The organism is Halovenus rubra (assembly GCF_026586665.1).
GTDB classification, from domain to species: Archaea; Halobacteriota; Halobacteria; order Halobacteriales; family Haloarculaceae; genus Halovenus; species Halovenus rubra.
This window is the reverse complement of record NZ_JAODIY010000013.1, coordinates 59,703-85,963: the sequence shown is the minus strand read 5'-3', so window position 1 is coordinate 85,963 and position 26,261 is coordinate 59,703. Positions and strand designations below refer to the sequence as shown.

The window sequence follows — 26,261 nt, the reverse complement described above, 5'->3', positions numbered from 1 at the left end:
GCGAGCGCAATCTTTTTGACCGGGGACCGGAAAAGGGATGACATGATGGTAGGTGTCCGTTTTACAGGCCCGCTGTGAGCGACACCTGTCAGTTCTGCCGTGGGCCGCCCGACCAGCCACGGCATCAGCACAGCCCCGATACGGTTCTCTCGGGGGAGGTATACAGATGTCACAACAAGCGTCTACCATAACTGTCGTCCTACCAGACGGCTCGGAGCTAGAAGTTGAGCGCGGTGCAACGGTCGAGGATGTCGCCTTCGAAATTGGCCCTGGACTGGGGCAGGATACAATCGCTGGCGTCGTCGACGGCGACCTCGTCGACAAAGCGACTCCGCTGACCGAAGACTGTCGGATTGAGATTGTCACCGAAGATAGCGCTGAGTATCTTGACGTGCTCCGTCATACAGGCGCTCACGTCTTTGCCCAAGCCCTTCACCGACACTATCCCGAGGCAAAGCTTGCTATTGGTCCGTCGACCGACGACGGTTTCTACTACGACATCTCAGGTGTCGACCTCGATGAGGAAGACCTCGACAAAATCGAGGCTGAAATGGTCGACATCGTTGAGGAAGATTACGAGCTAGAACGCGTCGAACGGCCCCATGAGGAGGCTGTCGAGCAGTACGAAGACAACCATTACAAGCAGGGCATTCTGGAAAACGAGGCCAGCGGCGAAGAGACTGTCTCGTTCTACATTCAGGATGACTGGGAAGACCTGTGTGAAGGCCCTCATGTCGACTCGACCGGCGAAATCGGAGCAATAACGCTGCTGGAGATGTCTGCCGCTTACTGGCGTGGCGACGAGGAAAACGACCAACTCACTCGAGTCTACGGGTCGGCGTTTGAAAGCGAGGACGACTTAGAAGCGTTCATTCAGCGTCGCAAGGAGGCCGAGGAGCGCGACCACCGCAAAATCGGCCAAGAGATGGACTTGTTTTCGGTCCCGGACCACTCGCCAGGCTGTGCGCATTATCACCCCAATGGGATGCAGATTCGTCGCGAGCTAGAGGAGTATATCAGAGACAAAAACGAGGAACTTGGCTACGACGAGGTCTGGACGCCCGAGTTGAATAAGGCAAAACTCTGGAAACCGACTGGCCACTACGAGGCATTCAAAGAGGAAGGCGAAATGTTTGCGTGGGACCAAGACGAGACCGAGTATGGTCTCAAGCCGATGAACTGTGCGAACCACGCTCATATCTACTCGGAGGGGCAGTACTCCTATCGTGACCTTCCGGTCCGGTTCTCCGAGTTTGGAACCGTCTATCGTAACGAGCAGTCCGGCGAGTTGTCGGGACTCCTGCGCGTTCGCGGGCTGACCCAAGACGACGGCCACGCGTTTATCCGCCGTGACCAGATTGAAGAAGAAATCACTCAGACACTCAAAATAATTGAAGAGATTTATAGTCTGTTTGACTTCGAAGTTCTGTACAAACTGGAGACCAAAGGCGACAACGCGGTCGGTAGCGACGATATCTGGGACGAAGCAACGCAGGGACTGCGAAACTCGCTTGAATCTATCGGCCTTGACTACGATGTTGAACCCGGCGAGGCAGCGTTTTACGGGCCAAAAATCGGGTTAGACGCACGCGACGCACTTGGGCGTGAGTGGACTATCGGCACGGTGCAACTCGATTTCAACATCCCGGAGCGCCTCGATTTGAGTTACGTCGGCAAAGACAACGAGGACCACCAGCCGGTGATGGTCCACCGAGCGCTGCTTGGCAGTTTCGAGCGGTTCATGGGCGTGATGATAGAGCACTTCGGCGGTGACTTCCCGACGTGGCTTGCGCCCGAGCAGGTCCGTATCCTCCCGGTTTCTGACGACAATATCGGCTACGCCAAGCGACTCAAAAACGCCGACCTCGGCGAGTTCCGAGTCGAAATCGAGGACCGTTCATGGACTGTGGGCAAGAAAATCCAGGCAGCCCACGATGACCGCGTCCCGTACATGATTATCGTTGGCGACGACGAGGAAGATGAGGGAACGGTTTCGGTTCGTGACCGGTTTGAAAACCAACAGAAAGACTTCTCAGTCGACGAGTTTCGGGCCCATCTTGAAGACGAAGTCGGCAACAAACGCATCGAACCGGACTTCCTGCAGTAGGGCCCAGACCGCTATCAATTCTACGAGCTTACGGCCACAGTATAAGTACCCACACGCATAGCTAGAAGGTAATGCCAGCAGTCGAGACGAAGGGCTTGGCGAAGCAGTACGGCAACATATGCGCACTCGACAGCCTCGATCTGGTTGTCGACCGGGGTGAACTGTACGGCCTTCTGGGACCGAACGGATCCGGAAAAACCACCACAATCGAGATTCTCACCGGTCAACGCATCCCAACGTCGGGCTCTGTGTCGGTCCTCGATACCGACCCGGTCGAGAATCCACTCGATGTCCGGCGTTCGGTCGGGATTTTGCCCGAACGGGAAGACCCACCAAGCTTTCTGACGCCACGAGAGTATCTTCAGTTCGTTGGTGACGTGCGCGACATCTCAGATATCGACGCTCGAATCGAAGAGTGGTCGGGAAAGCTCGAATTCCGAGGGATACTCGATACGCTCTCGACAGACCTGTCGGAAGGTGAACGACAGCGAGTCATGCTCGCGCAGGTGTTTATTCACGAACCGGAGCTAGTCTTTATCGACGAGCCGCTTGTCAATCTCGACCCCTTGATGCAAGCGGAGGTCAAAGACATTCTCACGTCGTACTGTGAGGCCGGAAACACGCTCTTTTTATCGACACATTTCATGGAGGTCGCCGAGGACCTCTGTACCCGAGTCGGAATAATCGCTGACGGCGAACTCGTCACTGAGCGGGACCCACAGGCGCTCGAAGAGAATGGATTGTTAGAGACGTTTGCTACCGAGGTTGGAGACAGAGAACCCGTGGAGGCTGGTCGGTCGTGACCAACAGCGGGTTCACAGGCGGTCTGTTCTGGCGGATGCTCATCGAGGAGTTTCGGATGCACACGTCATTGTTTGGGACGCGTCGGTTCGCGGTGTTTCCAGTCTTTATCATGATTGTGGTTACTGGGGCCACGTGGCTCCTCGGCTTGACCGGCACCTCGATGGATACCGTTGTCGCTGGCATCCATCTCGTTGTCTTCTTTTTTGGCCTGCAAGTTGGCACTGCAGGCCTTATCGGCCGAGACGCGATGCGTGATGTTCTCGGGGATATGACGCTGCTCGTCTTTTCTGCTCGCACGCTACCTATCTCGCTTCGCCGACTCCTTTCTATCTTTTTGATTAAGGACCTCGTCTACTATTTCTTGTTCTTTCTGACGCCCATCGTTACTGGCTTCGTTCCGCTGGTGTTTGTTGGTGAGCTGTCGGCGACAAATCTTGCGTTACTTTGGTTGACCGTGACTGGAACGTTTGCGTTCGGGGCGGCGATGAGCCTCACAGTTGCCGGGGTAGCAAGCCGGAGTCGCGGTGCCGTTTTGGCGATTCTAGCAGCGCTTGGTGCTGGGTTTATCGCCGGACCAGTAGAGCTTGTAGCGTACACGCCGTACGGTTCGTATCTTGACCGTTCGATGGCAGCGGTTGCCAACGGGTTTGTGCCGTTGCTCGTTTTACTTGTAGCAGGTCCGCTGGCCTTTGAACCCTCGTCGGACAGGAGCGTCAGACGAATCGAATCCGACCGATTCAAACAACTTCGCTCGCTTGGGGATGGGATGACTGCACGGCCGCTGCTGGAGGTAACACGTTCGAGCGGGTCGGTGTGGAAAGTCGCGTTCTCGCTTGGAATTCTCTTTGCGGTTGCGGCGCTTTTGCTCGACCGTGTCGCAGCAGCTACCTATATCGAACCCTCTGCTGGTATCGGCTTCGGGACGTTGCTCGCCCTCGGGACGTTCACGACGTATAATTGGGTGACACAGTCTGATGACCCGCGAGAGTACCTTCGCTATCCCACTGAGATAGGTGCCGTTTTCCGTGGGAAACGGCGGGCGTTTTTTGCGCTCTCACTTCCGATGGGTGTGGTCTATCTTGCGGTTGCTGGCCTCTGGTATCCCGTCTCTGAACTCCTAATTGGCCTCGTTATCTTTCCGCTTGTTTCAGTTTACGTCTACGGTGTCACGGCCTACCTGACCGGATTCTCGGCCAGTGAGTTGCTGTTCGAGACATCGTTGTTTGCTGCCTACGGTGTCGCCCTTGCAATGGTTGGGACACCATTGCTCGTCACGTCGCTCTCATACAGTACCGCACCGACAACATCGACAGTCACCGCTATTGCGCTCTCAGTTGGGGCGGCAGTTGTCGGGGTTTTGCTTTCGCGTCGCGTTGGTTCACGGTGGCAACGAAAGCTCAGAGCTGAATCCTAACCATCCTGTGACCACTGGTGTTATGCCGCTGTGGTCAACGGGATTGGTATGGACGGCGCAATCATCGACCTCGACGGAACAGTATACCGTGGTGGGACTGTCATTCCGGGCGCACCCGAGGGGGTCAGAACGCTTCGAAATGCGGGCCTCGATACGCTTTTTTTCTCGAACAATCCAGTCCGAGATGGAACGGAATACGCAACTCACCTCTCGGAAATGGGTATTCCAACGGATCCTCACGAAGCGTGCTCCTCGGGCGTCGTGACGACTCAGTATCTTCGAGAGCACCACGCTGACGACGAGATTCTGGTTATCGGCGCGGAGGGACTCCGTGAGCAACTACACGGGGCGAAACTTCATGTAACCGATGACCCAGAAGAGGCGGATATACTGCTTGCCTCGTGGACGCCCCAGTTTGGATACGAAGATCTTCAGCGAGCCCTCGATGCGGTTAACGACGGCGGAACCTTCCTCGGTACTGACCCAGACCGGACGTTCCCTGCGGAAGATGGCCGGCATATCCCGGGGTCAGGTTCGATGATCGGGTCGGTCGCTGCGACGCTGGGGAGAGACCCCGACGCGATTCTGGGAAAACCCTCTGAAACGGCTCAGGAGTTCGCTCTCTCCCGCCTTGATACAACGGCAGAGTCGTGCCTTATTGTTGGTGACAGACTCAACACGGACCTTGCGATGGGTGACCGTGCAGGGATGACGACCGTGCTCACGGAGACAGGAATTGCCAGCACAGCAGACATCGAGACCAGTCCAGTTGACCCTGACTTCGTTATCGACTCGCTTGGAGAGATAGACGATGTACTCGCACAGCTTTGAGCGCGCCGACTCGTTATGTGTACCGAAACCGGTTTGATGCTCTCTCCCACATTACTGCGTACTGATAGATGGCTACTGAGTCCTCATCTGATGAAGAAAGCCCATTAGCCCAAGTTGTCTCCAGTGCTGTAACTGGCCTCACATTAGTTGTCGCGTTTGGGCTGTCTGTTGTCGGCATCGAGTCATTCTGGGTCGTTTTTGTTGTCGGTTTCGGGGGTGTGCTCCCGCTGTCACTTGCCCTCGTCCAGTATTATCAGGAAACGGATGACCAGCCCGAACGTAATGAGCGAAGCACAGAGCGGCCCACCGAAACAGAAGACGCGCTTGATGAACTACGACAGCGCTACGCACGCGGTGAGTTCAGTGACGAAGAGTTCGACCGGCGGGTTGAACGGCTGCTCGAAACCGAATCGGTTCACGACGCCCGGCAGTACGCCGAGCGAACGGAGACACAGCGAGACCGTGAGATAGAAGACGAGTAACTGTCTACTTTTGCTGGCATAACACATTAGAAAACCCGTCACTGAACCTAAAGGCCTAAGAGTGACCGGTCAAATCGTCATATTATGCTCGATTACTTCGACCTGGAATCGAAACTATCCCAGGAAGAGCGCCTGATTCGGGACGAGGCTCGCAAATTCGTCGACGAGCGTGTCCGCCCGGATATTGCGGAACATTACGAAGAGGGGACCTTCCCAAAAGATATCATCACCGAGATGGGAGAAATGGGGTTCTATGCACCAAATCTCGATGGGTACGACCTTCCGAATGTGAGCGAGACAGCGTATGGACTCCTCATGCAAGAACTCGAAGCGTGTGATTCCGGACTTCGGTCGATGGCAAGTGTTCAGGGGGCACTTGTGATGTACCCAATTCACGCCTTCGGATCTGACGCACAGAAAGATGAGTGGCTGCCGAAACTGGGCAGCGGCGAAGCTGTTGGCTGTTTCGGTCTCACAGAACCCGAACACGGGTCAAACCCGTCTGCCATGGAGACCCGCGCCGAAGCCGACGAGGACGGCTATGTTCTCAACGGGTCGAAAACGTGGATTACAAACTCCCCAATCTCGGACGTTGCAGTCGTCTGGGCACGAGATACCTCGGACCCGGACACGCCAGTGCGTGGCTTCCTCGTTGAGACGGACCGTGACGGCGTCACCACCAACAAAATCGACGAAAAGATTTCGCTTCGGGCCTCAATCACCGGCGAGATTGGCCTCAACAACGTCTGGGTGCCCGAAGAGAATATCCTCCCGAATGTGGAGGGCATGAAAGGACCACTCGCCTGTCTCACACAGGCCCGATACGGTATCGCTTGGGGTGCCATTGGTGCCGCACGGGACAGTTTCGAAACAGCACGTGAGTACACGACCGACCGAGACCAGTTTGGCGGTCCAATTGCCCGGTTCCAGATGCAACAAGACAAACTCGCCGAGATGGCCACCCAGATTACCCTTGGGCAACTGCTCGCCTACCGGCTCGCAGAACTCAAAGAAAGCGGCGAGATGCGCCCACAGCACGTCTCGATGGCCAAACGCAACAACGTCCGAATGGCGCGCAACCAATCCCGCATCGCCCGTGAGATGCTCGGCGGAAACGGTATTACACTCGATTACTCGCCAATGCGTCACATGGTCAACATGGAGACTGTCTACACCTACGAGGGCACCCACGACATCCACACGTTGATTATTGGTGAAGACCTGACAGGCATCCCCGCGTACAACCCTGACTAGCTACCCGCTGTTCCGTTTTTGCAGCAAGTTTCACAGATGCGATACTAACGATGTCAAACACCGGCCGCTGCAGTCTCGGAAGGGATAAAAGCGCCTGTGTTTGGACTTTCGTCTGTCTCGAACTTGTATTCGCTGTCACACAGCAATAACGGATGCTCACAGACTGCAGGATGCAGCCGGGATTACACGGTCTCGAATCCACGCCTTTCAAGAGACTGTCGGACGCAAGGAGAGATAATGCAGACAAACGAGGAACCACTTGAGGGAATTACGGTTCTTGACGCCTCGCGCGTTCTCTCGGGACCGTTCTGTACGATGCAGTTGGGAGACCTCGGGGCCGATGTCATCAAGGTAGAACGGCCAGGAACCGGTGACCAGACACGGGGTTGGACGCCACCAACGTACGAAGACTCCGAGGCATCTGCCTACTATCTTAGCATCAACCGAAACAAACGTTCGGTAACGCTCAATCTCGCCAGTGAGGAGGGTCGTCAAATCTTCCGCGATATTGCCAGCGATGCGGACGTACTGGTTGAAAACTTCCGGGTTGGCAAGATGGAAGAATGGGGGCTTGGATACGACGATCTCCGTGAGGAAAACCCTGAACTGGTCTACTGCAAGATTAGCGGCTATGGCGAAAGCGGACCAGACAAACACCGCCCAGCCTACGACCTCATCATGCAAGCTGAGGGCGGCATGATGTCGATAACAGGAGAACCCGATTCTGAACCGGTCCGTGTCGGCGTCGCTATCGCTGATATTGGTGCGGGGATGTACGCTACGCAGGCGATTCTCGCTAGCCTCTTCCGTCGTGAGTTTGCCGATGCTGGTGGCGACAGAATCGAAGTCAGCCTCTTCGATACAATGGTCGCTTGGCAAACCTACATGGCCTCATACTACTTCGCCACGGACGAGCCGCCCGAGCGGATGGGTAGTCGCCACCCAACAATTGCACCGTATCAGGCGTTCCGGACCAAAGATGATTGGGTAGTCGTCGCGTGTGCCTCGGAGCACATCTGGCCACGCTTTTGTGCTGCACTTGACCGTCAGGACCTCATTGAAGACGAGCGATTCGCGACCAACGAACAGCGTGTCAACAACCGCGAGGAGCTAGAAGCACTGCTCAGCGACGAGATTGCGGAGTATACAACTGATGATGCTGTCACGCTACTCCAGGAACACGACGTGCCAGCCACGCCAGTCAACGATATGGCAGATGTCTTCTCACACCAGCAAGTCGAGGCACGGAACATGCGGCGAGCTATCGAGCATCCGGCGACAGGTGAGGTCGAGATGCCCGGAACGCCGATGAACTTCGATGGGATGTCGACCGCGTTTGACAAACATCCACCCCTACTCGGCGAACAGACTGACGAGATCCTCGATGAGTTTGGCTATTCTGAAGCCGATATCGCACAGTTCCACGAGAACGATATCGTATAGAGACCACCGATAACCGTAGTGGCTTTGAGGCTCGCGCACGGATATATAACCAATGACAGCGACCGCTGAAATGTCCCGGCGGGAAGCCTGGCTCACAGCGATGCGCCCCCAGACCCTCCCGGCCGGTGCAGCACCCGTCCTCATGGGAATTGGGCTTGCAGTCGCCGATGGGGTGTTTGCACCCTGGCCTGCGTTTGCGGCCCTCGTTGGCGCACTCCTCATCCAGATTGGAACCAATTTTGCCAACGACTACTACGACGCCATCAATGGTGCCGACACTGCAGATAGAGAGGGGTTTACACGCGTTACTGCTGGCGGGCTTATCGACCCCAGACGCGTTAGGCAAGCCATGGCTGGGACCTATGCCCTCGCACTTGTTGTCGGTGTCTCACTCGTATACGTCGGCGGGCTACCTATCGTTATCGTCGGGCTCTCCAGCATTATCTCCGGGATTCTCTACACTGGCGGTCCATACCCCTACGGCTATTACGGGCTGGGTGATCTCTTTGTGTTCGTCTACTTTGGTCTCATTGCTGTCTCCGGGACCTACTACGTTCAGGCAATCGTTGCACTTGATGCCGGACCACTTCCGCTCTGGGTGCCCGCTGAGACTGTCACTGCGAGTGCTGTTCTCGTGGGTATCGCCGCTGGTGGACTTGCGACGACGATTCTCGTCGTCAACAACATTCGTGACCGAGAAACGGATCAAAAAACAGGGAAACAGACGCTTGCAGTGCTCGTTGGCTACCGCTGGTCACGCGTCGAATATCTGGGGCTGGTCGGGGCTGCTTACGCTGTTCCGGTACTCCTTTGGCGTGGTTTCGGATACACACCAGCAGTCCTCCTCACTGGTATCTCACTCCCACTTGCAGTCCGAGTTGCCCGTACTGTCTGTACCCAGACTGACGGTGAGGCACTCAACCCCGCGCTCGAACGGACAGGGCAGCTATTTGCGATGTATGCCCTCTTGTTCACAACTGGACTGGCCACAAGTGGGGTGACCCTCTGATGGATGTCGAGCCGTTCTCTGTCGAGTTGGCGGACCCACTCGGGACAGCGAGAGGAACTATTCAGCAACGTAACGGGTTCCTCGTAACTGTCGGGTACAACGGTCGCCATGGGGTTGGGGAAGCGACGCCGCTTCCAGGCTGGACTGAATCCTACGAAGAGTGTCGGGAGGCACTCAACCGTGGCGCGAATATCGCGACAGAACTAGACTGGGGCGTTGCCCTCGCAAAACTCGACACGCCGGCTGCTCGTCACGGCCTCTCGCTGGCCTTTGCAGAAGCACGTGCAAGAGCAAGCGATGAACCACTCTACCGCTCGCTGGGTCGTGATGACCTCGTCGAGAGCGTGCCAGTCAACGCGACACTGTCCGGTGATGGAACGCCTAGTGCGGTGGCACACCGGGCACGCGAAGCCGTCAAGACAGGGTTCCAGACGCTCAAACTCAAGGTCGGGACCAACGGTATCGAGGAAGACATTGAGCGGGTACGTGCTATCCGTGATGCGGTAGGTGACGAGATTGCTATTCGTGTTGACGCAAACGGTGCATGGACGCCCGTTGAAGCACGACAGGCGATTGACTCACTTGCTGTCTTGGATGTGGAATACGTCGAACAACCACTGTCGACCGCCGATTTGAGTGCCCACGCTGAGTTACGAGGGTCTGTCGATATCGCGCTCGACGAATCGCTTGTTTCTCATGATATCGAGGACGTTATCGAGTCCGACGCTGCTGATGTCGTCATCATAAAGCCGATGGTGCTTGGTGGGCCTGACAGAGCAGTCGCAGCCGCGTTGCGGGCACAGGAGGCAGGTATCGACCCGGTCATTTCGAACACAATTGACGCGGTTGTTGCGCGGACAGGGGCAGTACACGTTGCGGCACGGATTCCTGATGTCAGGCCGTGTGGTCTTGCAACAGGGGCATTGCTCGAAACCGACCTTGCTTCGGACCCTGCGCCAATCATTGATGGCGAAATTTCGGTGCCACAGGATGCAGGAATTGGCCTTCCGGAGCGGTTGTAACGTGTCCCGATACACGCCAGATAAATGGCCGGCTCGAAGTCCACTTTTCGACCGCTGTGCAGCCACACCGAATAGGGCTGCAGTGATTGCGCCACAAGATACGGAGTGTCTGACCTATGCCGACCTCGCAAAGCAAGTTAGTCACGTCGCAGACGGATTGTGGCAGTTCGCCCAGGAGCATGGGCTTGTGGGTGACCAGCTCCGTGTTGGCTATCTCTTCCAGCCCGGAATCCCGTTTGTCACGACACTGTACGCGCTGTGGGAGGTTGGCTGGACTGCGGTCGGGATACAGCAAACATTAACGGCGGATGAGACTGAAACCCACGCGGCAATTGCGGGGGTAGACATGCTTGTCGTGGGCGCTGGGAGTCAGACGGTTCCGGACGCTATCGATTGTCCGACAGTGACAGCCGATTCGCTCATACAACACACCCCCGCTGCCACGGTTGACCAGCGCCCAGCGCAGTGGGAACGAGACGAAACAGCACTTATTCTGTTCACATCCGGGACGACTGGTCGTCCAAAGGCTGTCCGTCTCACGCTGGGCAATCTCGTCGCAAGCGCGACAGCCTCCGCGTTCCGTTTTGGTCTTGACGCTCGGGACCGCTGGCTGTGCTGTCTCCCTGTCTCTCACATGGGTGGGCTTGCTCCGGCGGTACGGACCGTCTGCTATGGCACTACGTTGGTCCTGCAACCGGAGTTCGACCCGTCAGCGACTGCAACAGTCCTCAATGACCGTCAGATAACACAGGTATCGCTTGTTCCAACCCAGCTCAAGCGACTGCTTGAACATGGCTGGCGACCCAGTACGTCGCTCGATACTGTTCTGTTGGGCGGTGCACCCACAACAGAGGAACTGCTCACCCGGGCAAACGAGGCCGAGGTTCCGGTCTACACCACCTATGGGATGACAGAAACTGCGTCTGGCATTTCAGTTGCTCGGCCGGCACAACAAGAGCGGTATCCGGGTACGGTCGGCCAACCGTTGGTCGGGACTACAGTGACTATTTTGAACGACAGAACACCTGCAGCGCCGGGTGTTGAAGGAGAAATTGTTGTCGATGGGCCGACCGTCACGCCAGGATATCTCGACGAGGCTGCAACTGAGAGCCGGTTCAGCGAGTATGGGTTCCATACCGGCGACCTAGGATATCAAGACGAAGCTGGCCGACTGTGGGTCAATGGGCGCGTAGACGATGTAATCAACACCGGAGGGGAACTCGTCTCCCCTGCTGGGGTCGTCGATGTACTCCTCTCATTGGAGACGGTTGCAGATGCAGCGGTTGTCGGGGTGCCAGACGAAAAGTGGGGGGAACGTGTTTCAGCAATTGTCGTTCCTGCTGAGGGAACTGACACAACCGAGCAGCGCCTTCGCGAGCGGTGTCGGGACAACCTTGCACCTTACAAGGTGCCAAAACTGATTCAGTTCGAAGAGAGGGTACCCCGAACTGCTTCAGGGACCGTCGACAGGGAAGCGGTCCGACGACAACTCGAATAACGCCTTTGTTCACCCGAACGGTGATATATCAATGTCGTCGCGTCGCCCGTCTAGCACGGTAAAGCGCTCATCCCGGCGGTGTTCGAGCCAGTGAAGTAACCGGGCTGCCCACGCCAGCTTCTGGCGCTTCTCTGGACGAACCGTTTTATCATCAAACTCCCAGCCGGGAAAGACAACCTCCGTCGCTCCCAACTGGTCAGCGAGGAAGGCCGCGCGGTCACCGTCTGTGAACCCGCCAAAGTTGCGAACTGTTTCTGTTGGCCGGGCCTGCGTTGTCGGGATGACCGCTGTTGAGTCAAAATCAGGGAAATGTGCTTCTAGTGCCGGGATATTATCGCCGTGAGCATGGACTGCGACTGGAACGCCGTTCGACGTCAACGTTTTTGCTGTTTCCGGAGCGCCATCGAGGTCAGTGACCATGCAATCGACAGCAAACCCTTCCTCTCTCAGGGAGCGAGCGGCGGCAGATGCTGCGACTACGGAACTTGCTTGTTCGACCATGTCGAGATCATCTTTGAGAGACTCGGCACCCCCTGTGACCGCCACCGTCTCGCCTGCAAACTCCAGCGTTGAGAGCGTCTCTTCGACGGAGTTGCCTGTCTCTAAATAGAGGTCTGCCAGCCTATCGCGAGCCTTTTTGTCACCGTTCGGTCCGTATCCGAATGCCTCAAGGACGCGGTCGTAGACCGGTTCCCACGTCTCGAAGTTCATCCGTTAGCAACACCCATTGAATACCCCATCTCCTTTCCCAGTGGTGATGTATCTGTCGCTGGTAGTTTTTTCTCAATATAAACCGGGTTGAGCCGAAGTGGCACAAGACACCCCTGCCCATGTGCCCTTTCGGCCGTCATCCGTCGTTTTATGCTCTTCCGGTATAAGTTTTCTTACCGAATTCCGTTACCACGTTTATTGTTATCGTGCACCATTGATATCGGCAGTTCACGACGAGAAAGTCGGTGTATCAGGGCGTTTTTACTCACTGGTGACCGAGGTACGTGTAATGACCGAACAACCGATTCCGGGCGAGATTACGGTGGCCGTCGTGGACGCGGAGACGCCGGGAAACGTCGGCACAATCGCCCGTGCGATGAAGAACTTTGGCCTGTCGGAGCTTGTATTAGTTGACCCGCCATCACTGGACCCCGACGGTGAAGCGTACGGGTTCGCTGGACGTGCTCGCGAGGATATTCTTCCTAACGCAACCGAAATTACATTCGATTCGTTGGTCGAGAACTATTACACAATCGGCTGTACGGCCACCACGAACGAAGACCCCCAAAGCCACGTCCGATACCCTGCGATGACTCCTGACGAGTTGCCCGACCACCTCTCGGGAGTAGACTCCGATATTGCCATCGTCTTTGGCCGTGAACGTGTCGGACTGGTAAACGACGAACTCGCTCGAATCGATGCGCTGTGTTCTATCCCAGCCAGCGAGGAGTATCCATCTCTCAATCTTGGGCAGGCAGCTACGGTAATCTGTTACGAACTCCGTTCGCTTACTGTCCAGAGCACACAGCACCCTGACAAACTCCATGAACGCGTCGCGGAGTCAGAACTCGAACGGCTACATGACCAGTTTGAATCGTATCTCGTTGCTGTCGACCACCCGAAACCAAAACGGAATAAAGCTGCCCGGATGTTTCGTCGCCTCCTCGGCCGGGCACACCCGACACCTAGGGAAACACGAACGTTACAAGGTCTACTTCGCGAGGGAACCCAACGCAGTGCCCAGTCTGAGCGGACAGGCGAGACAGATAAGTGAGCGTGGCATGTGCCAAGAGATTTGAATGACTACACGTCCGTACCCGGATTTCTTTTTCCATACGATTTAATTATCTTTGCTTATATCCAGAGTATATGGGCCGGTTTTCTCTACACTCAGCACTCAAAGGTGCTCTCGTAGGTGCAGTAATCGTCACAGCGCTTTTTATGATTGACCCGCTCACTGATATCTGGGTTAGTGGTGACGACCTCGATCCACAGGAGGCATCGAAGCTTGTCTGGCCAACCACAGTTGCCGCGGTGGGCGGTCCACTCGTTGGCGGCTTCCCCGCCGGCATTACTGTCGGCCGAATCGACAAGAAACAGTATCACCCCTTTCTGGAGGGAGCGGTCGCAGCATCTGCTGGTCTCTCGCTCGGTATTGTCGTGTGGGCAGGTGTTGGCCTACTCGCCCATGGACTGTCTGTTTCGTTTTCGTCGCTGATTCACGGATTCACCTTTACGGTGTTCGGTGCGCCTCTCGCAGCGCTGATAGGGGGATACACCAGCAAACGAATCGCCTGGGAGTAACCTTTCAGGCTCGTTTCTGAATCTCTTCGCGGAGCACGTCGCTGACAACATCACCGTCTGCTTTTCCGCGCAGTGCCCCCATACATTCACCCATAAGCGCCGAGAACGCGCCCATTCCTTCGGCCTCGATTTGGTCTGTGTGTCGTTCAACGACTTCGACAACAGCCTTGCGGACCTCGTCTTCCCCGGCACTGCCCAGTTCCTCTTGCTCGGCGGCCTCCTCCGCTGAGAGGTCTGGGTTCTCTGCGAGAGCAGTGAGCAGTTCCGGGACCCCTTCCTTGGCGAGTTCACCGTCAGCCAGTACTTCGAACAACTCGTCAAAGTGCCGGTCAGTCAACTTTGAGACGGGCACATCATCACGTCGGAGCTCCGTCACTGTCGATTCAAGTGTCCCTGCTGCGAGTGTCGGGTCGACACCCATTTCGACGGCCCGCTCGAATTGAGCCATCCGTCGACCGTACGCGACCTGTTCGGCAAGCGTTTCGTCGAGACCGAACGCCTCATGATACCGGGTAACCTTCTCAGTGAGGAGTTCCGGTGTCTCAATTTCCGCGGGGTCCGGGTCAACCGGTGGCACGTCGGTCTCGGGGTACATCCGTGCCGCTCCGGGTAGTGGTCGCAGGTACCGCGTCATCCCGTCTTCGTCCGCGTCTCGGGTCTCCTCTGGTACTCTCTCAATAGCGACTTCTGCCCGCTTGGTCACAGCATCAATTGCCAGCGACGCAGTCTCCTCGTCGTCTGCAACCAGCGCGACTGCGTCGTCGGGACCGGCCCCAACCGCAGCAGCGAGTGCTTCGACTTCTTGTTCAGTAATGCCGTAAGCAGGAAGCTCGTCAGTGTGGAAAATCCCACCTGCGCCGTGACGTTTGGCGTGGTCAGCGAACTCGGTGCCGAGCCGTCTGTCGGGAAGTAGCTCTCTGCCGACGAACCCATCGAACTCGAAGAGAGGAACTGCCATCACCGTACCATCACCTGACAGTGCACGTTTGATGACGCTACTATCGGTCCCTTCGAGCACTGCTGATACGTCTTGTGGCTCACCAACGTGTGCGCCATTGGCCTGAAGTGTTTCTGCAATATCGAGGAGTTCGACCTGTCTGCGGGCCTCGTTGCGGACGATATCGTCGATATCATCGAGACTCTGGACACCTTTAATTTCGACTCGCGCTCCATCGGCAATGGAGACGTTTACATCCTGTCGGATGGTTCCGAGGCCGCGTTTGACCTGTCCGGTCGAGCGCAGGTACATCCCGATTTTCTCGGCGGCTTCTCTGGCCTGTGCGGGCGTTCTGATGTCTGGCTTCGTCCCGATTTCGACGAGCGGGATGCCAAGACGGTCGAGGCTGTACCTGACACCGGCGTCGGTCTCCTCGATACGCTGTGCGCTTTCTTCTTCGAGCATGAGGTCCTCGATACCGACCGGGCCGTCGCTTGTCTCAATTTCGCCGTCGACGGCGACCTGCATCGTGCGCTGGAAACCGGAGGTGTTCGAGCCATCGACAACGATTTTTCGCATGACGTGAATTTGGTCGATAACGCTCATGTCCAGAAGCTGTGCAATCTCAAGCGTCGTTGCAAGCGCTTCGCTGTCGACTCGAGACGGTGGCTCGTCATCTTCCTCGACCAGACAAGTCGAGTCATAAGAGAGGTACTCAAACTCGCGGTCGACGCGACTCTCTTCTAACGCCGCCTCGTCGATTTCGCCAAGCTCGCTTTTTGTCGGATGCAGATACCTGGTAAACCGGTGAGTAGATGCTTCAGGCTCCCGTAGCGCTGTTGGACAGGAACAAAACAACTTCGTCTCAGTGTCAAGCTGCTGGTGGATTTCCAACCCCGCAACTAGACCCAGTTTTTCGTAATCGAGTTCACTCATTGTGTGCCTTTGGGACACCAACAGTCAAAAAACGTACTATCGGACAGCGAACTCCGTTGTCGGGCCAGTTGCTTATCTGCAATGGTTCTGTCGGGACACGCCCTGTCATGGGAGCGATACACATTAAGTTGGGGCTATTGATAATTACTAAATACGGGCTGTGTGTGGCATCTTTTGGACCGTCTTTTCGATTTTGAGAGTCTCCCCTTGGCTTTATTGTTCGGTGACTAAACAATCGGGTATGGGAGTGGAAGAGCAGTCCCAAGATACCGTCGAGGCGTATCTGTCTGCTCTCGAAGAGTCATATGGCTCCTTTCCAATCAATCAGACGACAGTGTCGGTTACGTCTACTGAATACCAGAGAGAGCGCGAGCGCGCCGATGTTGGCTGTGTCGACCTCTATACAAAAATCGAAAACGACCAGTCTGAGATATTGCATATCAAAGATGGTACTGAGTTGGCGTTGCCGTCCGCGAGAACGAGCGACGAAACGTTCGAATATAGTGCGGTAAAAAGCGTCGAGGCGGCGACTGGTATCTCCTGTCAGATAGAGCATATCGAACAAGCAACGATTCTTGGAGTCCACGGTGCCGAACCTGACGAGAAAGCAGTGTACCGGCTGGCAGTTATCTTCGTGGGCACCCCCGAATCAGAGACACCAGCTGCTGAGGCTGTCTGGCACACGACGGCGAAGATTCCAGACGTAGTGGCACCCTAACTAAGTTAGAGAACGCCGGTGACAGTTGCGGCCTCATGAGCCGCATCTTGGTTGATACCGTCACCAAGTATCGTATATCGATCCCGGATTTCATGCGCCGTAGTCAGAGCTTCGAGGACGGTTTCGTCGTCAATTCCCAGCTCGTCGGCGGTCGTCGGTGCCCCGATAGTTGCGAGTGCATCCCTGACGTTTCGCCAGTCACCACGTTCACCATCTTGCAGATACGCTGTCAAGACTGACCCGACCCCGACCTGATGACCATGGAGGGCATCGCCCGGCGCCAATCTGTCCAGTTGGTGGGAAAATAGATGTTCTGCCCCGCTCGCTGGCCGCGAGGAGTCGGCAATACTCATCGCGACACCTGAAGAGACAAGCGCCTTGACGACGACCCACGCTGATTCTTCGAGGCCTCGTTTGAGTGAGTCTGCGTTTTCGACGAGCATTTCGGCGGTCATCTGTGAGAGCGCCCCCGCATACTCTGAATACTGGGCGTTTTGCAGTCGGTTTGCCAACTTCCAGTCTCGCACTGCGGTGTAGTTCGAGATAATATCTGCACAGCCTGCGGTGGTAAGTCGCCACGGTGCTTCAGCGAGGACTTCTGTATCTGCAACGACAGCAAGTGGTGGGTCCGCAGCGACGCTGTGACGCGTTCCACCGTCAGGGACCGACCCGCGACCAGAGACAATGCCGTCGTGACTCGCGGCGGTCGGTACAGAAATAAACCCAAGATTTCGGTCTGCCGCAGCCATTTTTGCAATATCGATTGCTTTGCCGCCACCGACTCCGACCAGATATCCCGGTTCGAGGTCGCGTGCGACATCGATGACGCGCTCAATCTCGTCGAAGCTCGCCTGCTCGACGACGACCATCTCCGGTGTTTCACCGAGTGAACCCAGTTCAGCCTTGACACGCTCTCCTGCGACTTCTCTTGGGGTTGGACTTGTGACGACGAGTGGCGCGCCGCTGAGATGTAACTCGGAGATTGCCTCACCCGTCTGGTCGAGGACACCGTGCCCCACGACTACGTTGCGAGGCAACCGAATCCACGTCGACTTCTCGAACATAGTGGCCGTTTCCGGCCTACCCAGTTAAGTACTCAGGGTCCTGTCGCGTACTGATATATCGGTCTCGCCCGGATAGATTGATATGCCTGCGGTATCATAGATGCGTCCATGGTCTTTCTAGTTCCGTACGACGGCTCGCCCGTCTCAGAAGCAGCACTAGACCGCGCGGTCAAACACGGCAAAGCACTCGAACAAGACGTTGTCGCCGTGACGTTTGTTCCCACTGGTTCTGAGTATGCTGAACGCCGCAAATGGATACAGCCACAGGAAGATTTCGCTATTGACTCGGCGCGGGCGGAGCTCAAACGGAAAATCGACGAAATGACTGACGAGGCCGAGCGCAACTATCTCGACTCAGGGGCAACAATAGAGAACGGCGTTGGCGACCATATCCGGCGTGCTGCCCACGAAGTCGAGGCAAGCGCTGTCTACGTCGGCGCGACAACAGAGTCAGAGGAGACGGAGCACCGGACGCCATTCGGTAAAATAACGACAGACGAAACGTACGACCTTCATCTCGTCCGCTCGTACTGAAACGAGCAACTGGTCGTCTCGATACCGAAGTCGTCTTTTCAATCCCCGAGAGAGAAACAGATAGAGAATGGAGACAGCGCGCGACCTGCGGGTACTCGGAATCGAAGGGACGGCATGGGCGGCGAGTGCTGCCCTGTACGACGGGCCAACTGACACGGTCCACATCGAAACGGAAGCCTATCAGCCCGAAAGTGGTGGAATCCACCCCCGAGAAGCCGCCGAACACATGGCTGAGTACCTCCCTAAAGTCGCCGAATCAGTGCTATCAAAGGCACAAGCACAATCAGATGGGAGACCTGTTGATGCAGTCGCGTTCTCCCGCGGGCCGGGTCTGGGACCCTGTCTTCGTCTTGCAGGCACTACCGCTCGCGCAGTTGCACAACGCCTCGATGTTCCGCTTGTCGGAGTTAATCACATGGTGGCACACCTCGAAATCGGTCGCCACCGATCTGGCCTTTCGTCGCCAGTCTGTCTTAACGCTAGCGGTGCAAACGCCCACATTCTGGGCTATCGGACCGGGCGGTACCGTGTGCTAGGAGAGACGATGGATACCGGTGTCGGCAACGCTATCGATAAATTCACGCGCCACGTCGGCTGGTCACATCCCGGTGGGCCAAAAGTCGAACAAGCTGCTACCGACAGCGAGTACGTCGGCCTGCCGTACGTCGTAAAGGGGATGGATTTCTCGTTTTCAGGAATCATGTCCGCCGCGAAGGATGCCGTCGATAACGGGACGCCTGTCGAAGATGTGTGCCATGGGCTTCAGGAAAACATCTTTGCGATGCTTACTGAGGTGTCCGAGCGGGCACTCTCACTCACTGGAAGCGATGAACTCGTCCTCGGTGGCGGTGTCGGGCAAAACCAACGCCTCCAGTCGATGCTCGCCTCGATGTGTGCCCAGCGTGGGGCCGACTTTTTTGTTCCCGGTAACCGATTCTTGCGTGACAACGCCGGGATGATTGCTGTTCTTGGTTCGAAGATGTACGCCGCCGACGACACGGTTGCTATCGACGCGTCAGCTATCGACTCTGAGTTCCGGCCGGATCAGGTCCCTGTGACGTGGCGCGGGGCCAACAAGCAACCGGACACAAACTCTGGGGTTGACAAACAGACTGTCACGGGAGCTGAGGCAACCGTCACCATCAACGATAAGCGAGTCATCAAACAACGGAACCCACGAGAGTACCGTCACCCAGTACTCGACGAACGCCTCAGAGAAGAACGGACACGACAGGAGGCTCGCCTTACGAGTAAAGCGCGCAACGCTGGCGTCCCGACCCCGCTGGTTTTAGATGTCGATGTTGAGGAAACGACGCTCACCTTTCAGCATGTCGGCGACGTTGACCTTCGCGAAGCGCTTTCGGTCGAGCACGTCGAAACAGTCGCCCGCCACCTCGGACGGATTCACGAGGCTGGATTCGTCCACGGCGACCCGACGACACGGAATGTTCGCGTAGAGTGTGACACTGATCGAGGGTGGGTGTTCCTCATCGACTTTGGGCTGGGATACTACACCGAAAACCCAGAAGACCACGCAATGGACCTTCACGTCCTCTCTCAAAGTCTTGCAGGCACAGACGATGATGCTGACAAACTGATGGACGCCGCGGAGGTGGCGTACAGCACAGTCGGAAACGAAACCGTCATCGACCAGTTGCGTGAGATTGAAGCCCGCGGTCGGTATCAGTAACACTGGCTGTTTCTTCCATCGAACGAGTCGGCTCATCAGCTGACAGAAAGAAGATATTTACCCCTGGCCCTCTCCTCCAAACGATGATGGAGTACATTCTCATCCTCCGGTGGGGAGTCATCCTCACCCTTCTGACTCTCATCGGCGCACCGATCTCTGCACTCGTTTTCTCTCCGTTACCTCGTCGTGGCGCGGCGTTTTCGCTTCCTGTGACGCTGGTCTTACTGGCAACATTCACTTTACTCGCCGGGCAGGTTACGTTTGGGCTTCACACCGTCGTTCTGGGGGTTGTTCTCATCACTAGCTTCTCAGGGGCTGCGTACCGACTCGGCAACGTTCCCGATTGGCGAGCAGTTGCTGTGTCGTGTGGTGTGTTCTTTACTGGATTTTTGTTGTTTACGCTGTATATCATTCACACAACGGGCATCACAGCAGCCGGTGGCGAGCAGTTCCTCCACTACGGCCTTACGAACACGCTTGCCGGGAGCGAAAGTCTGCCACCGACGGATTTCTGGTTCGCTGGCGAAGAGTTACGATACTACTACGGTACCCAACTACAGGTTGCGACACTCTCGATGCTGACCGGGACTGAAATTCGATACGGATACTATCTTGGGCTTACCACGTTCTATGCAGTTCTCTTTGTTAGCGCGTACGGACTGGTAGGTGCTGTTGTCGCTTCGCGCGACCGGTCGTACCATCTTGGCGGTGTTCTCGGGGCGTTTTTCGTTGCGCTTGCTGGGAGTTCTGTTACGTTTATTCGCCAACTATTCGGTCGACTTCCCGACGACATCACGACCAGTTACGGAGAGCCAGCCTTCCGCGGACTCATCGAAGAACGTGGTATGTCGATGCAAGAAGCGATTGGTTCACAGGGTGGGGTTGGTGACTGGCTGTGGTTCTACGAGCGGTACGTCGTTGAGGGTGGACTGTACGAATTCCCGCTGTATTCGTTTATCAAATCAGACCTCCACGGTCACACACTCTCAACTGGATACGTCGTGTTCGCGGCTGCGATTGCGTACAGTTATTACTGCACCCCTGCCGAGGAACGTTGGAGGCGTGTTGCTGTTTTGTATGGCGGTCTCGGTACCGTCGCTGGGCTGTTTGGGTTCATGAACACGTGGTCGCTTCCAACTGCAGTCGGCCTTGCCTGGCTCGCACTCGCGGCTGCACCGTCTCACCCAGCATCCATGCTTCCTGACCGACTGGCTGGCTCGCTGAGTCCACTTGCTGATGAGAAATCTACCCAGCTTCGAACGCGAGTTCCTGCCGAGGTGTGGCGTATTACCGTTGCTGCTATCTTAGCGATCCCGGTAGGGGTTATCGGTATCGTGATTGCATCGCCGTTTCTCGTGTTTGGCCATGTTCCAACAAACGAAGGAATTGGGATTCTCCCCCCGCGTACTGCTCTTGGGCCGTTTCTCACGCTATACACTGGTCTCTTGCTTCTCTTTGGTGGCTACTTCGCAGTTCGAACTCCGTCTCTCTTTGAACTGTCACGAGGCCATCTCGGTGTTGCAGGCGTTTTTGTCGTGGGCCTCGGTGTTTTGCTTCCCAGCACATGGGCGGTGACAGCTGTTCTCACCGCGTTTTTGCTCGTCGCATGGTGGCTTGTTCGAACAGAACGTGCCGGCTTTATTGGGGTCTTATTGGTTGCTGGTTTCGGACTGTTGCTTTCACTGGAACTCGTTCACGCAAAGGTATATCCTTTCGAGCGTGTCCGGTGGAATACAACACTCAAAGTCGCAGTTCAGGGGTGGACACTTGCCGGACTTGCTGCTGGGGGTGCAGCCGCAGTTCTCGTTTCACGTGCTATCGAACAGGTACAGACGTTCAGGACGATGCAGACACAGAAAAAAAGCGTCTCCTCGCGTGTAGCACTTGGTCGTGTTGGCCCTGCCCTCCTCGCTCTCGTACTGGTCGTCGGCGTCGTCGCAACCAGTCTCCCATTCGGTATTTTGGCTGTCCACAACAACGTTGGTTACGATGTGTTCTCTCCCTCGGAGGGAACGTTTGACGGGCTGGCAACCCACGACGAGGACAGGGCAGAGGAGATGGAAGGCCTGTACTGGCTTGACGAGCAGGGCAAGCCAACCATCGCCGAGGCACCGGGACGAGATACCTACAACTGGCGGTCTGCTGCCTCAGTGCTGACAGATGCAGTCTCTGTTGTTGGATGGGACCATCAGGTCGGATATCGCGGTGAAGAGGCCTTTGAGGAGCGAGCAGGTGCTATTGAACAGCTCTATGTCGGGTCGCTCGACAACGCCGTTAAGACGCTTAAACGATATGATGTGGAGTATATTTACGTAGGTACTAGTGAGCGCGAAACGTTCTATCGCATCAACGACTTCGACACGGTCGACGGTATCACAATTGCGTTCAAGAACGAGGCCGTGACAATCTACCGTGTGAACCATACGCGCCTTTCGTGATGAAAACCATCTTAATCCCAGCAGTACTACGCAGTACTATGTCAGATCAGCCAACATCCGGCGAGCTGTTTGGAATCCCGTACAACTTCGAGAAGCCAAGCCTCAAACGGCTGCTGTCTGGCTACTGGCAGCCTGATGAGGGGATGCTCGTCGAAAAAGAGTTCGGCGTGGGGTACACATTGAACCTTGCCAACTGGCGGTCCTGGATTGTCCTCGCAGTTGTTGGAGCGCTTCTTTTCCAAGAGGAACGCAACAGCACCGGCGACGATGACGAAGCAACTGAGGAAGACAACGAGCCGGTTGAGGTTGTCGTCGACTAATCGACGCCTATTTTCATTATCTCCTCTGACCGAAGATATGGTCACGTTCGTCACGACGAACCCCGGAAAAGTACAGGAAGCCCGGGAGTATCTCGACGAGCCGGTCGAACAGGTTGAGTTCGATTACGTTGAACCGCAGGCAGTTGATTTGGGAACCGTTGCTGCCTACGGTGCGCGTGCTGCTTACAGACGGCTCGATGAGCCAGTGGTAGTCGATGACTCTGGGCTCACTATCGATGCTTTCGATGGCTTTCCCGGCCCCTACTCATCGTACGTCCAAGAGCGAGTCGGTTTCGAGCGGGTTGCAGACCTCGTCAGCCGAGAAGCCTCACAGAGTGCAGCCTTCCGTGGTGTCCTCGCCTACTGCGACGGCGAGCCGTTCGAAGCGACGCCAGAGCCGGTTAACGACCAGCGCCGTGGACAGGACCTCGCTGCTGACGAGCGTGCGAGTGCGACAACTGATGCACAAGTCGACGAGGCTGACGTGCCGGTGAAACTGTTTGAGGGCGTTGTTCCCGGGAAAATTGTCTCACCACGTGGCGACGGTGGGTTTGGATACGACCCTATCTTTGAGTACGACGGCACAACGTTTGCCGAGATGGATACTGAAGAAAAAAACGCAATTTCTCACCGTGGACGGGCACTGGCGAAGTTTGCTGACTGGCACGCACAGACCAACCGCTAGGTCAGGCTCGCGGGTCCCGGTCGGGTCCCGGATATGCCTCCTCGAACAGACCCTCATACAGTGATTCTGGTTCAAACAGTGTCTGAAACGCGTCCGGTGGGCGGATACTCAGTTCCATATGAGATTGGACAGAGAGATTCATCCCGGTTGCAGTCAGCTCTTCATTAGTGGTCACGAGGTGCCGGGCGTTACCACGGTAGGCAGACGCCAGCGCCGGATGGTCTCCGGGCGGATGTGAGACAGAAACACGCTCTCGCCTGATTTGTTCGTGCCAGTCATCTGCTAGGGTTGTTGTCGTCAGCGCAGCAATGATTTCACGAGTCACCGCAAGGAGTTCGTCGCTGGCAACGAGAACGACCCAGTGGTGGCCTCTCACCTCGTCGAGTACCGCACGCGAGGCGTTGCCAAGAAGCAAGTCCCCAGCAAGAACACCTGTATCAGCGACGACACGGACTCCTTCACCGTGTTCGCTCTCGGTAGTCGGACTCTCGGTCTCCTGTGTCGTCTGTCGCTCAGCATCGCCTGTTTCGGCCTGGCCTCCCGTCCGGCGGGTGACATCGCCCCGCTCTTTGGCAATTGCCGGTTCGGTCACCTCAAATTCGGTGGCCCGATTGAACAGTGCTCCCCAAGACATACTCAGTTTCAGTAGTGGTGGGTAGAAAAACTGCCCGACGTGCCGTCTGCTCGTCACACACCTGTCTGACGGACGTTTATGTACCACAGGAAAGAGATATGAGATGGGCGCGCACCGACGGCCTCACATCCACACCCACAACTCCCATCCTCTGACGGCGCGCCCGAATACTTAATACCCTTTTTGTCGTGACGCGACACACGACGGCTACATCCTGTTCAGGCCGATGCCGATTCACCGCGCAGGGTCGACCGAACATCTTCTAGCCTGTCCGGGTCTGCCATGACTGCGACCGAATCGCCCGGCTTGACACGAACCTGTGGAAGCGGAATCGTCATCGATTCATCTTTGCGACCGTGGGCATAAATCCGGGCATCGCCCGGCAGTTCGATGTCGATAACTCGGTCATCCATGACCGGCGATTCATCCGGAATTGTCACACTTGCAACCGAGAGGCGTTCGGTCAGGTCAGCGATGACGGTGAAGTCGCCACCAAGCAGTGCAGTTTTCGCGCCTGCTGCGCCGAGACGCTCAGGGTAAATAACCTCGTCGACGCTGTCTGTGTACCGTTCGTAGAGCTGTTCGCTGAAGTCCTCGTTGACCCGTAACACTGTCCGGCAGTCGTGGGCATCTCCGATGACACAGGCTGAAAAGTTGGTGTTGATATCACCGGTCAACGCACCGAGACCGTCGGCCTCTTCGAGACCTGCCTCCCGTAATACCGATTCGTCGCCACCGCTCCCTTCGATGGCGTCAAATCCTTCCTCTTTGGCTCGCTTGATACGGTCCCGGCTGTAATCGACGACGACGACGTCGTGACCTTCGCTTTGCAGTGTCCTAGCATTTCGCATGCCGACACGACCGAAGCCAACGATGATAAACCTCATACAGCCTCGTACGATGGCCGGGATAAAAACACTATGGCCGCCACGAACGAATCCTCGTCCCAACTTTTTTATTTGATTGTCTATCGAGTCAGCCCAAATCGGGGGACTGAAACCGCCAGCGTCACAACCTGTGGTCGATGACACATATTCCAGCACCGGACCGCATCGATCTGGCGGCACTCACGATTGTTGTCGGGTTGCTGGTTGCTGCATACGTTATCTACCCAGCACAACTCCTACAGGTGTCCGTGTGGTTTACAATAATTATGTTGTTCATCTGTTGGTCCGGCTACTTTGTTTACAGGCTGGCTTTCGGCGAGGCTCAGTTCTGGGAGTGAACAGCTCTGACGGATCGTTGCCCGCCCGATGCGATGTTTTACAATCACACCCATCGAACTGGCCGCGTATGCAAGACAGAATGTCTGTTCGCGACATCTGGGAGACATACGAGAACGATGAGGCGTTAACGATGCTGACGGCGTATGATGCGCCGATTGCTGAACAGGTCGATTTGGGGGGCGTCGATATGATTCTTGTCGGCGACTCAGCCGCTGACAATCATCTTGGCCACGACGATACGCTTCCACTAACGATGGAGGAAGCGCTGTCGAATACCGCGGCTGTCGACCGTGCCGTCGACAATGCTATGGTCATTGGTGATATGCCGTTTCTCTCTTATGGCGCATCCATGGAGGAGTCGGTCGAAAACGCCGGACGATTTATGAAGGAAGCAGGTGCTGATGCAGTCAAACTCGAAACGGCACCGCATGGCGAGACGACAATCGAGATTATTGACCGATTAACAGAGCTCGGTATCCCGACGATGGGCCACATCGGTCTTACACCACAGCGGATGCATCAAATAGGGGGGCCATACATTCAGGGGCGAGGACAGACGAGCTCTGCGGCAGTCGATGAACTCGTCGAGACTGCGGAACGTCTCGAATCCGCGGGCGTCTTTACTATCGTGCTCGAAACTGTGACCGAGGAGGTCGGCAAACGTGTTACCGATGCAGTAGACGTGCCGACAATCGGTATCGGTGCCGGTCGGTATGTTGACGGGCAGGTACTCGTTATTACAGATATGCTCGGGCTTGGCGGCGAGGCATTTAAACTCTCGAAGCAGTACGCTGACCTCGACAGCGAAATCCGCAATGCAGTCGGTGACTACGTTGCGGAGGTAAAAAACGGCGAGTTCCCGGCAGAAGAAAACACGTACGACCCGCTGGATGACGAGCCCGCATCCGACAAGTAGCTCT

Annotated in this window: 24 protein-coding genes and 1 pseudogene; 20 read left to right on the top strand and 5 right to left on the bottom strand. The window is 56.2% G+C overall.

Annotated features, from left to right (window positions below; all coding sequences use genetic code 11):
• Positions 1 to 166 precede the first annotated feature (166 nt).
• The 10 genes from thrS to N5098_RS12705 all read left to right on the top strand — a co-directional run bounded on the left by thrS (position 167) and on the right by N5098_RS12705 (position 11,864).
• The gene (gene thrS, locus N5098_RS12750; RefSeq protein ID WP_267638260.1) at positions 167 to 2,107 is read left to right on the top strand and encodes a threonine--tRNA ligase; all 1,941 of its coding nucleotides are present in this window, start codon (positions 167 to 169) and stop codon (positions 2,105 to 2,107) included.
• 71 nt (positions 2,108 to 2,178) lie between these two features.
• Positions 2,179 to 2,910 (top strand): ABC transporter ATP-binding protein, encoded by a 732-nt coding sequence (locus N5098_RS12745; RefSeq protein WP_267638259.1) that lies wholly within the window; start codon positions 2,179 to 2,181, stop codon positions 2,908 to 2,910.
• The gene (locus N5098_RS12740; protein ID WP_267638258.1) at positions 2,907 to 4,325 is read left to right on the top strand and encodes a hypothetical protein; all 1,419 of its coding nucleotides are present in this window, start codon (positions 2,907 to 2,909) and stop codon (positions 4,323 to 4,325) included. Before N5098_RS12745 ends, N5098_RS12740 begins: the two co-directional genes overlap by 4 nt.
• A gap of 48 nt (positions 4,326 to 4,373) precedes the next feature.
• Positions 4,374 to 5,156 (top strand): HAD-IIA family hydrolase, encoded by a 783-nt coding sequence (locus N5098_RS12735; RefSeq protein WP_303651931.1) that lies wholly within the window; start codon positions 4,374 to 4,376, stop codon positions 5,154 to 5,156.
• Between the two features lie 68 nt (positions 5,157 to 5,224).
• Complete coding sequence (locus tag N5098_RS12730; protein ID WP_267638257.1) at positions 5,225 to 5,638, top strand: SHOCT domain-containing protein; 414 nt, start codon at positions 5,225 to 5,227, stop codon at positions 5,636 to 5,638.
• An 84-nt stretch (positions 5,639 to 5,722) separates the two neighbouring features.
• Positions 5,723 to 6,892: an acyl-CoA dehydrogenase family protein gene (locus N5098_RS12725; protein WP_267638256.1), complete on the top strand. Its 1,170-nt coding sequence runs from the start codon at positions 5,723 to 5,725 to the stop codon at positions 6,890 to 6,892.
• Between the two features lie 237 nt (positions 6,893 to 7,129).
• A complete protein-coding gene (locus tag N5098_RS12720; protein WP_267638255.1) occupies positions 7,130 to 8,335 on the top strand; it encodes a CaiB/BaiF CoA transferase family protein in 1,206 nt (401 codons plus the stop codon).
• Positions 8,336 to 8,405: 70 nt separating this feature from the next.
• On the top strand, positions 8,406 to 9,344 hold the full coding sequence (locus N5098_RS12715; RefSeq protein WP_267638254.1) for a 1,4-dihydroxy-2-naphthoate polyprenyltransferase: 939 nt from the start codon (positions 8,406 to 8,408) through the stop codon (positions 9,342 to 9,344).
• The gene (gene menC, locus N5098_RS12710) at positions 9,344 to 10,366 is read left to right on the top strand and encodes an o-succinylbenzoate synthase (protein ID WP_267638253.1); all 1,023 of its coding nucleotides are present in this window, start codon (positions 9,344 to 9,346) and stop codon (positions 10,364 to 10,366) included. Before N5098_RS12715 ends, menC begins: the two co-directional genes overlap by 1 nt.
• Before the next feature lies 1 nt (position 10,367).
• Positions 10,368 to 11,864: a class I adenylate-forming enzyme family protein gene (locus N5098_RS12705; protein WP_267638252.1), complete on the top strand. Its 1,497-nt coding sequence runs from the start codon at positions 10,368 to 10,370 to the stop codon at positions 11,862 to 11,864.
• Positions 11,865 to 11,873: 9 nt separating this feature from the next.
• Here N5098_RS12705 and N5098_RS12700 read toward each other — a convergent pair whose 3' ends face one another.
• The gene (locus tag N5098_RS12700; RefSeq protein ID WP_267638251.1) at positions 11,874 to 12,575 is read right to left on the bottom strand and encodes a 6-hydroxymethylpterin diphosphokinase MptE-like protein; all 702 of its coding nucleotides are present in this window, start codon (positions 12,573 to 12,575) and stop codon (positions 11,874 to 11,876) included.
• A gap of 289 nt (positions 12,576 to 12,864) precedes the next feature.
• Between N5098_RS12700 and N5098_RS12695 the strand changes: the two genes are divergently transcribed.
• Positions 12,865 to 13,629: an RNA methyltransferase gene (locus tag N5098_RS12695; RefSeq protein ID WP_267638250.1), complete on the top strand. Its 765-nt coding sequence runs from the start codon at positions 12,865 to 12,867 to the stop codon at positions 13,627 to 13,629.
• Positions 13,630 to 13,724: 95 nt separating this feature from the next.
• On the top strand, positions 13,725 to 14,159 hold the full coding sequence (locus tag N5098_RS12690; protein ID WP_267638249.1) for a hypothetical protein: 435 nt from the start codon (positions 13,725 to 13,727) through the stop codon (positions 14,157 to 14,159).
• 4 nt (positions 14,160 to 14,163) lie between these two features.
• Here N5098_RS12690 and gatE read toward each other — a convergent pair whose 3' ends face one another.
• Positions 14,164 to 16,032 carry a Glu-tRNA(Gln) amidotransferase subunit GatE gene (gatE, locus tag N5098_RS12685; RefSeq protein ID WP_267638248.1) on the bottom strand — a complete coding sequence of 623 codons (1,869 nt, stop codon included), beginning with the start codon at positions 16,030 to 16,032 and terminating at the stop codon, positions 14,164 to 14,166.
• A 241-nt stretch (positions 16,033 to 16,273) separates the two neighbouring features.
• Here gatE and N5098_RS12680 point away from each other — a divergent pair, with 241 nt between their 5' ends.
• Positions 16,274 to 16,750: a hypothetical protein gene (locus N5098_RS12680; protein ID WP_267638247.1), complete on the top strand. Its 477-nt coding sequence runs from the start codon at positions 16,274 to 16,276 to the stop codon at positions 16,748 to 16,750.
• A 5-nt stretch (positions 16,751 to 16,755) separates the two neighbouring features.
• Here the strand turns inward: N5098_RS12680 and N5098_RS12675 are convergent, their stop codons facing one another.
• The gene (locus N5098_RS12675) at positions 16,756 to 17,814 is read right to left on the bottom strand and encodes an NAD(P)-dependent glycerol-1-phosphate dehydrogenase (protein WP_267638246.1); all 1,059 of its coding nucleotides are present in this window, start codon (positions 17,812 to 17,814) and stop codon (positions 16,756 to 16,758) included.
• 108 nt (positions 17,815 to 17,922) lie between these two features.
• Between N5098_RS12675 and N5098_RS12670 the strand changes: the two genes are divergently transcribed.
• From N5098_RS12670 to N5098_RS12650, 5 genes are all read left to right on the top strand, one after another.
• Entirely contained in the window at positions 17,923 to 18,348 is a 426-nt protein-coding gene (locus tag N5098_RS12670; protein WP_267638245.1) for a universal stress protein, read from the top strand.
• A gap of 85 nt (positions 18,349 to 18,433) precedes the next feature.
• Entirely contained in the window at positions 18,434 to 20,038 is a 1,605-nt protein-coding gene (locus N5098_RS12665) for a bifunctional N(6)-L-threonylcarbamoyladenine synthase/serine/threonine protein kinase (RefSeq protein ID WP_267638506.1), read from the top strand.
• Positions 20,039 to 20,121: 83 nt separating this feature from the next.
• Positions 20,122 to 22,476: a DUF2298 domain-containing protein gene (locus N5098_RS12660; protein WP_267638244.1), complete on the top strand. Its 2,355-nt coding sequence runs from the start codon at positions 20,122 to 20,124 to the stop codon at positions 22,474 to 22,476.
• A 38-nt stretch (positions 22,477 to 22,514) separates the two neighbouring features.
• Entirely contained in the window at positions 22,515 to 22,796 is a 282-nt protein-coding gene (locus tag N5098_RS12655; RefSeq protein WP_267638243.1) for a DUF5808 domain-containing protein, read from the top strand.
• A gap of 37 nt (positions 22,797 to 22,833) precedes the next feature.
• Positions 22,834 to 23,481, top strand: a complete 648-nt coding sequence (locus N5098_RS12650; RefSeq protein WP_267638242.1) for a non-canonical purine NTP pyrophosphatase — start codon at positions 22,834 to 22,836, stop codon at positions 23,479 to 23,481.
• A 1-nt stretch (position 23,482) separates the two neighbouring features.
• Here N5098_RS12650 and N5098_RS12645 read toward each other — a convergent pair.
• Both N5098_RS12645 and N5098_RS12640 read right to left on the bottom strand, forming a co-directional pair.
• Positions 23,483 to 23,950 (bottom strand): annotated as a pseudogene (locus N5098_RS12645) (DUF7384 family protein); the annotation flags it as partial.
• Positions 23,951 to 24,333: 383 nt separating this feature from the next.
• Positions 24,334 to 25,002 carry a potassium channel family protein gene (locus N5098_RS12640; RefSeq protein WP_267638240.1) on the bottom strand — a complete coding sequence of 223 codons (669 nt, stop codon included), beginning with the start codon at positions 25,000 to 25,002 and terminating at the stop codon, positions 24,334 to 24,336.
• 137 nt (positions 25,003 to 25,139) lie between these two features.
• On the opposite strand from N5098_RS12640, the gene N5098_RS12635 reads away from it, so the two are divergent.
• Both N5098_RS12635 and panB read left to right on the top strand, forming a co-directional pair.
• Positions 25,140 to 25,340, top strand: coding sequence for a hypothetical protein (locus N5098_RS12635; protein WP_267638239.1), 201 nt, complete (start codon positions 25,140 to 25,142; stop codon positions 25,338 to 25,340).
• Between the two features lie 68 nt (positions 25,341 to 25,408).
• The gene (gene panB, locus N5098_RS12630) at positions 25,409 to 26,257 is read left to right on the top strand and encodes a 3-methyl-2-oxobutanoate hydroxymethyltransferase (RefSeq protein WP_267638238.1); all 849 of its coding nucleotides are present in this window, start codon (positions 25,409 to 25,411) and stop codon (positions 26,255 to 26,257) included.
• The last annotated feature ends 4 nt before the right edge of the window (positions 26,258 to 26,261 follow it).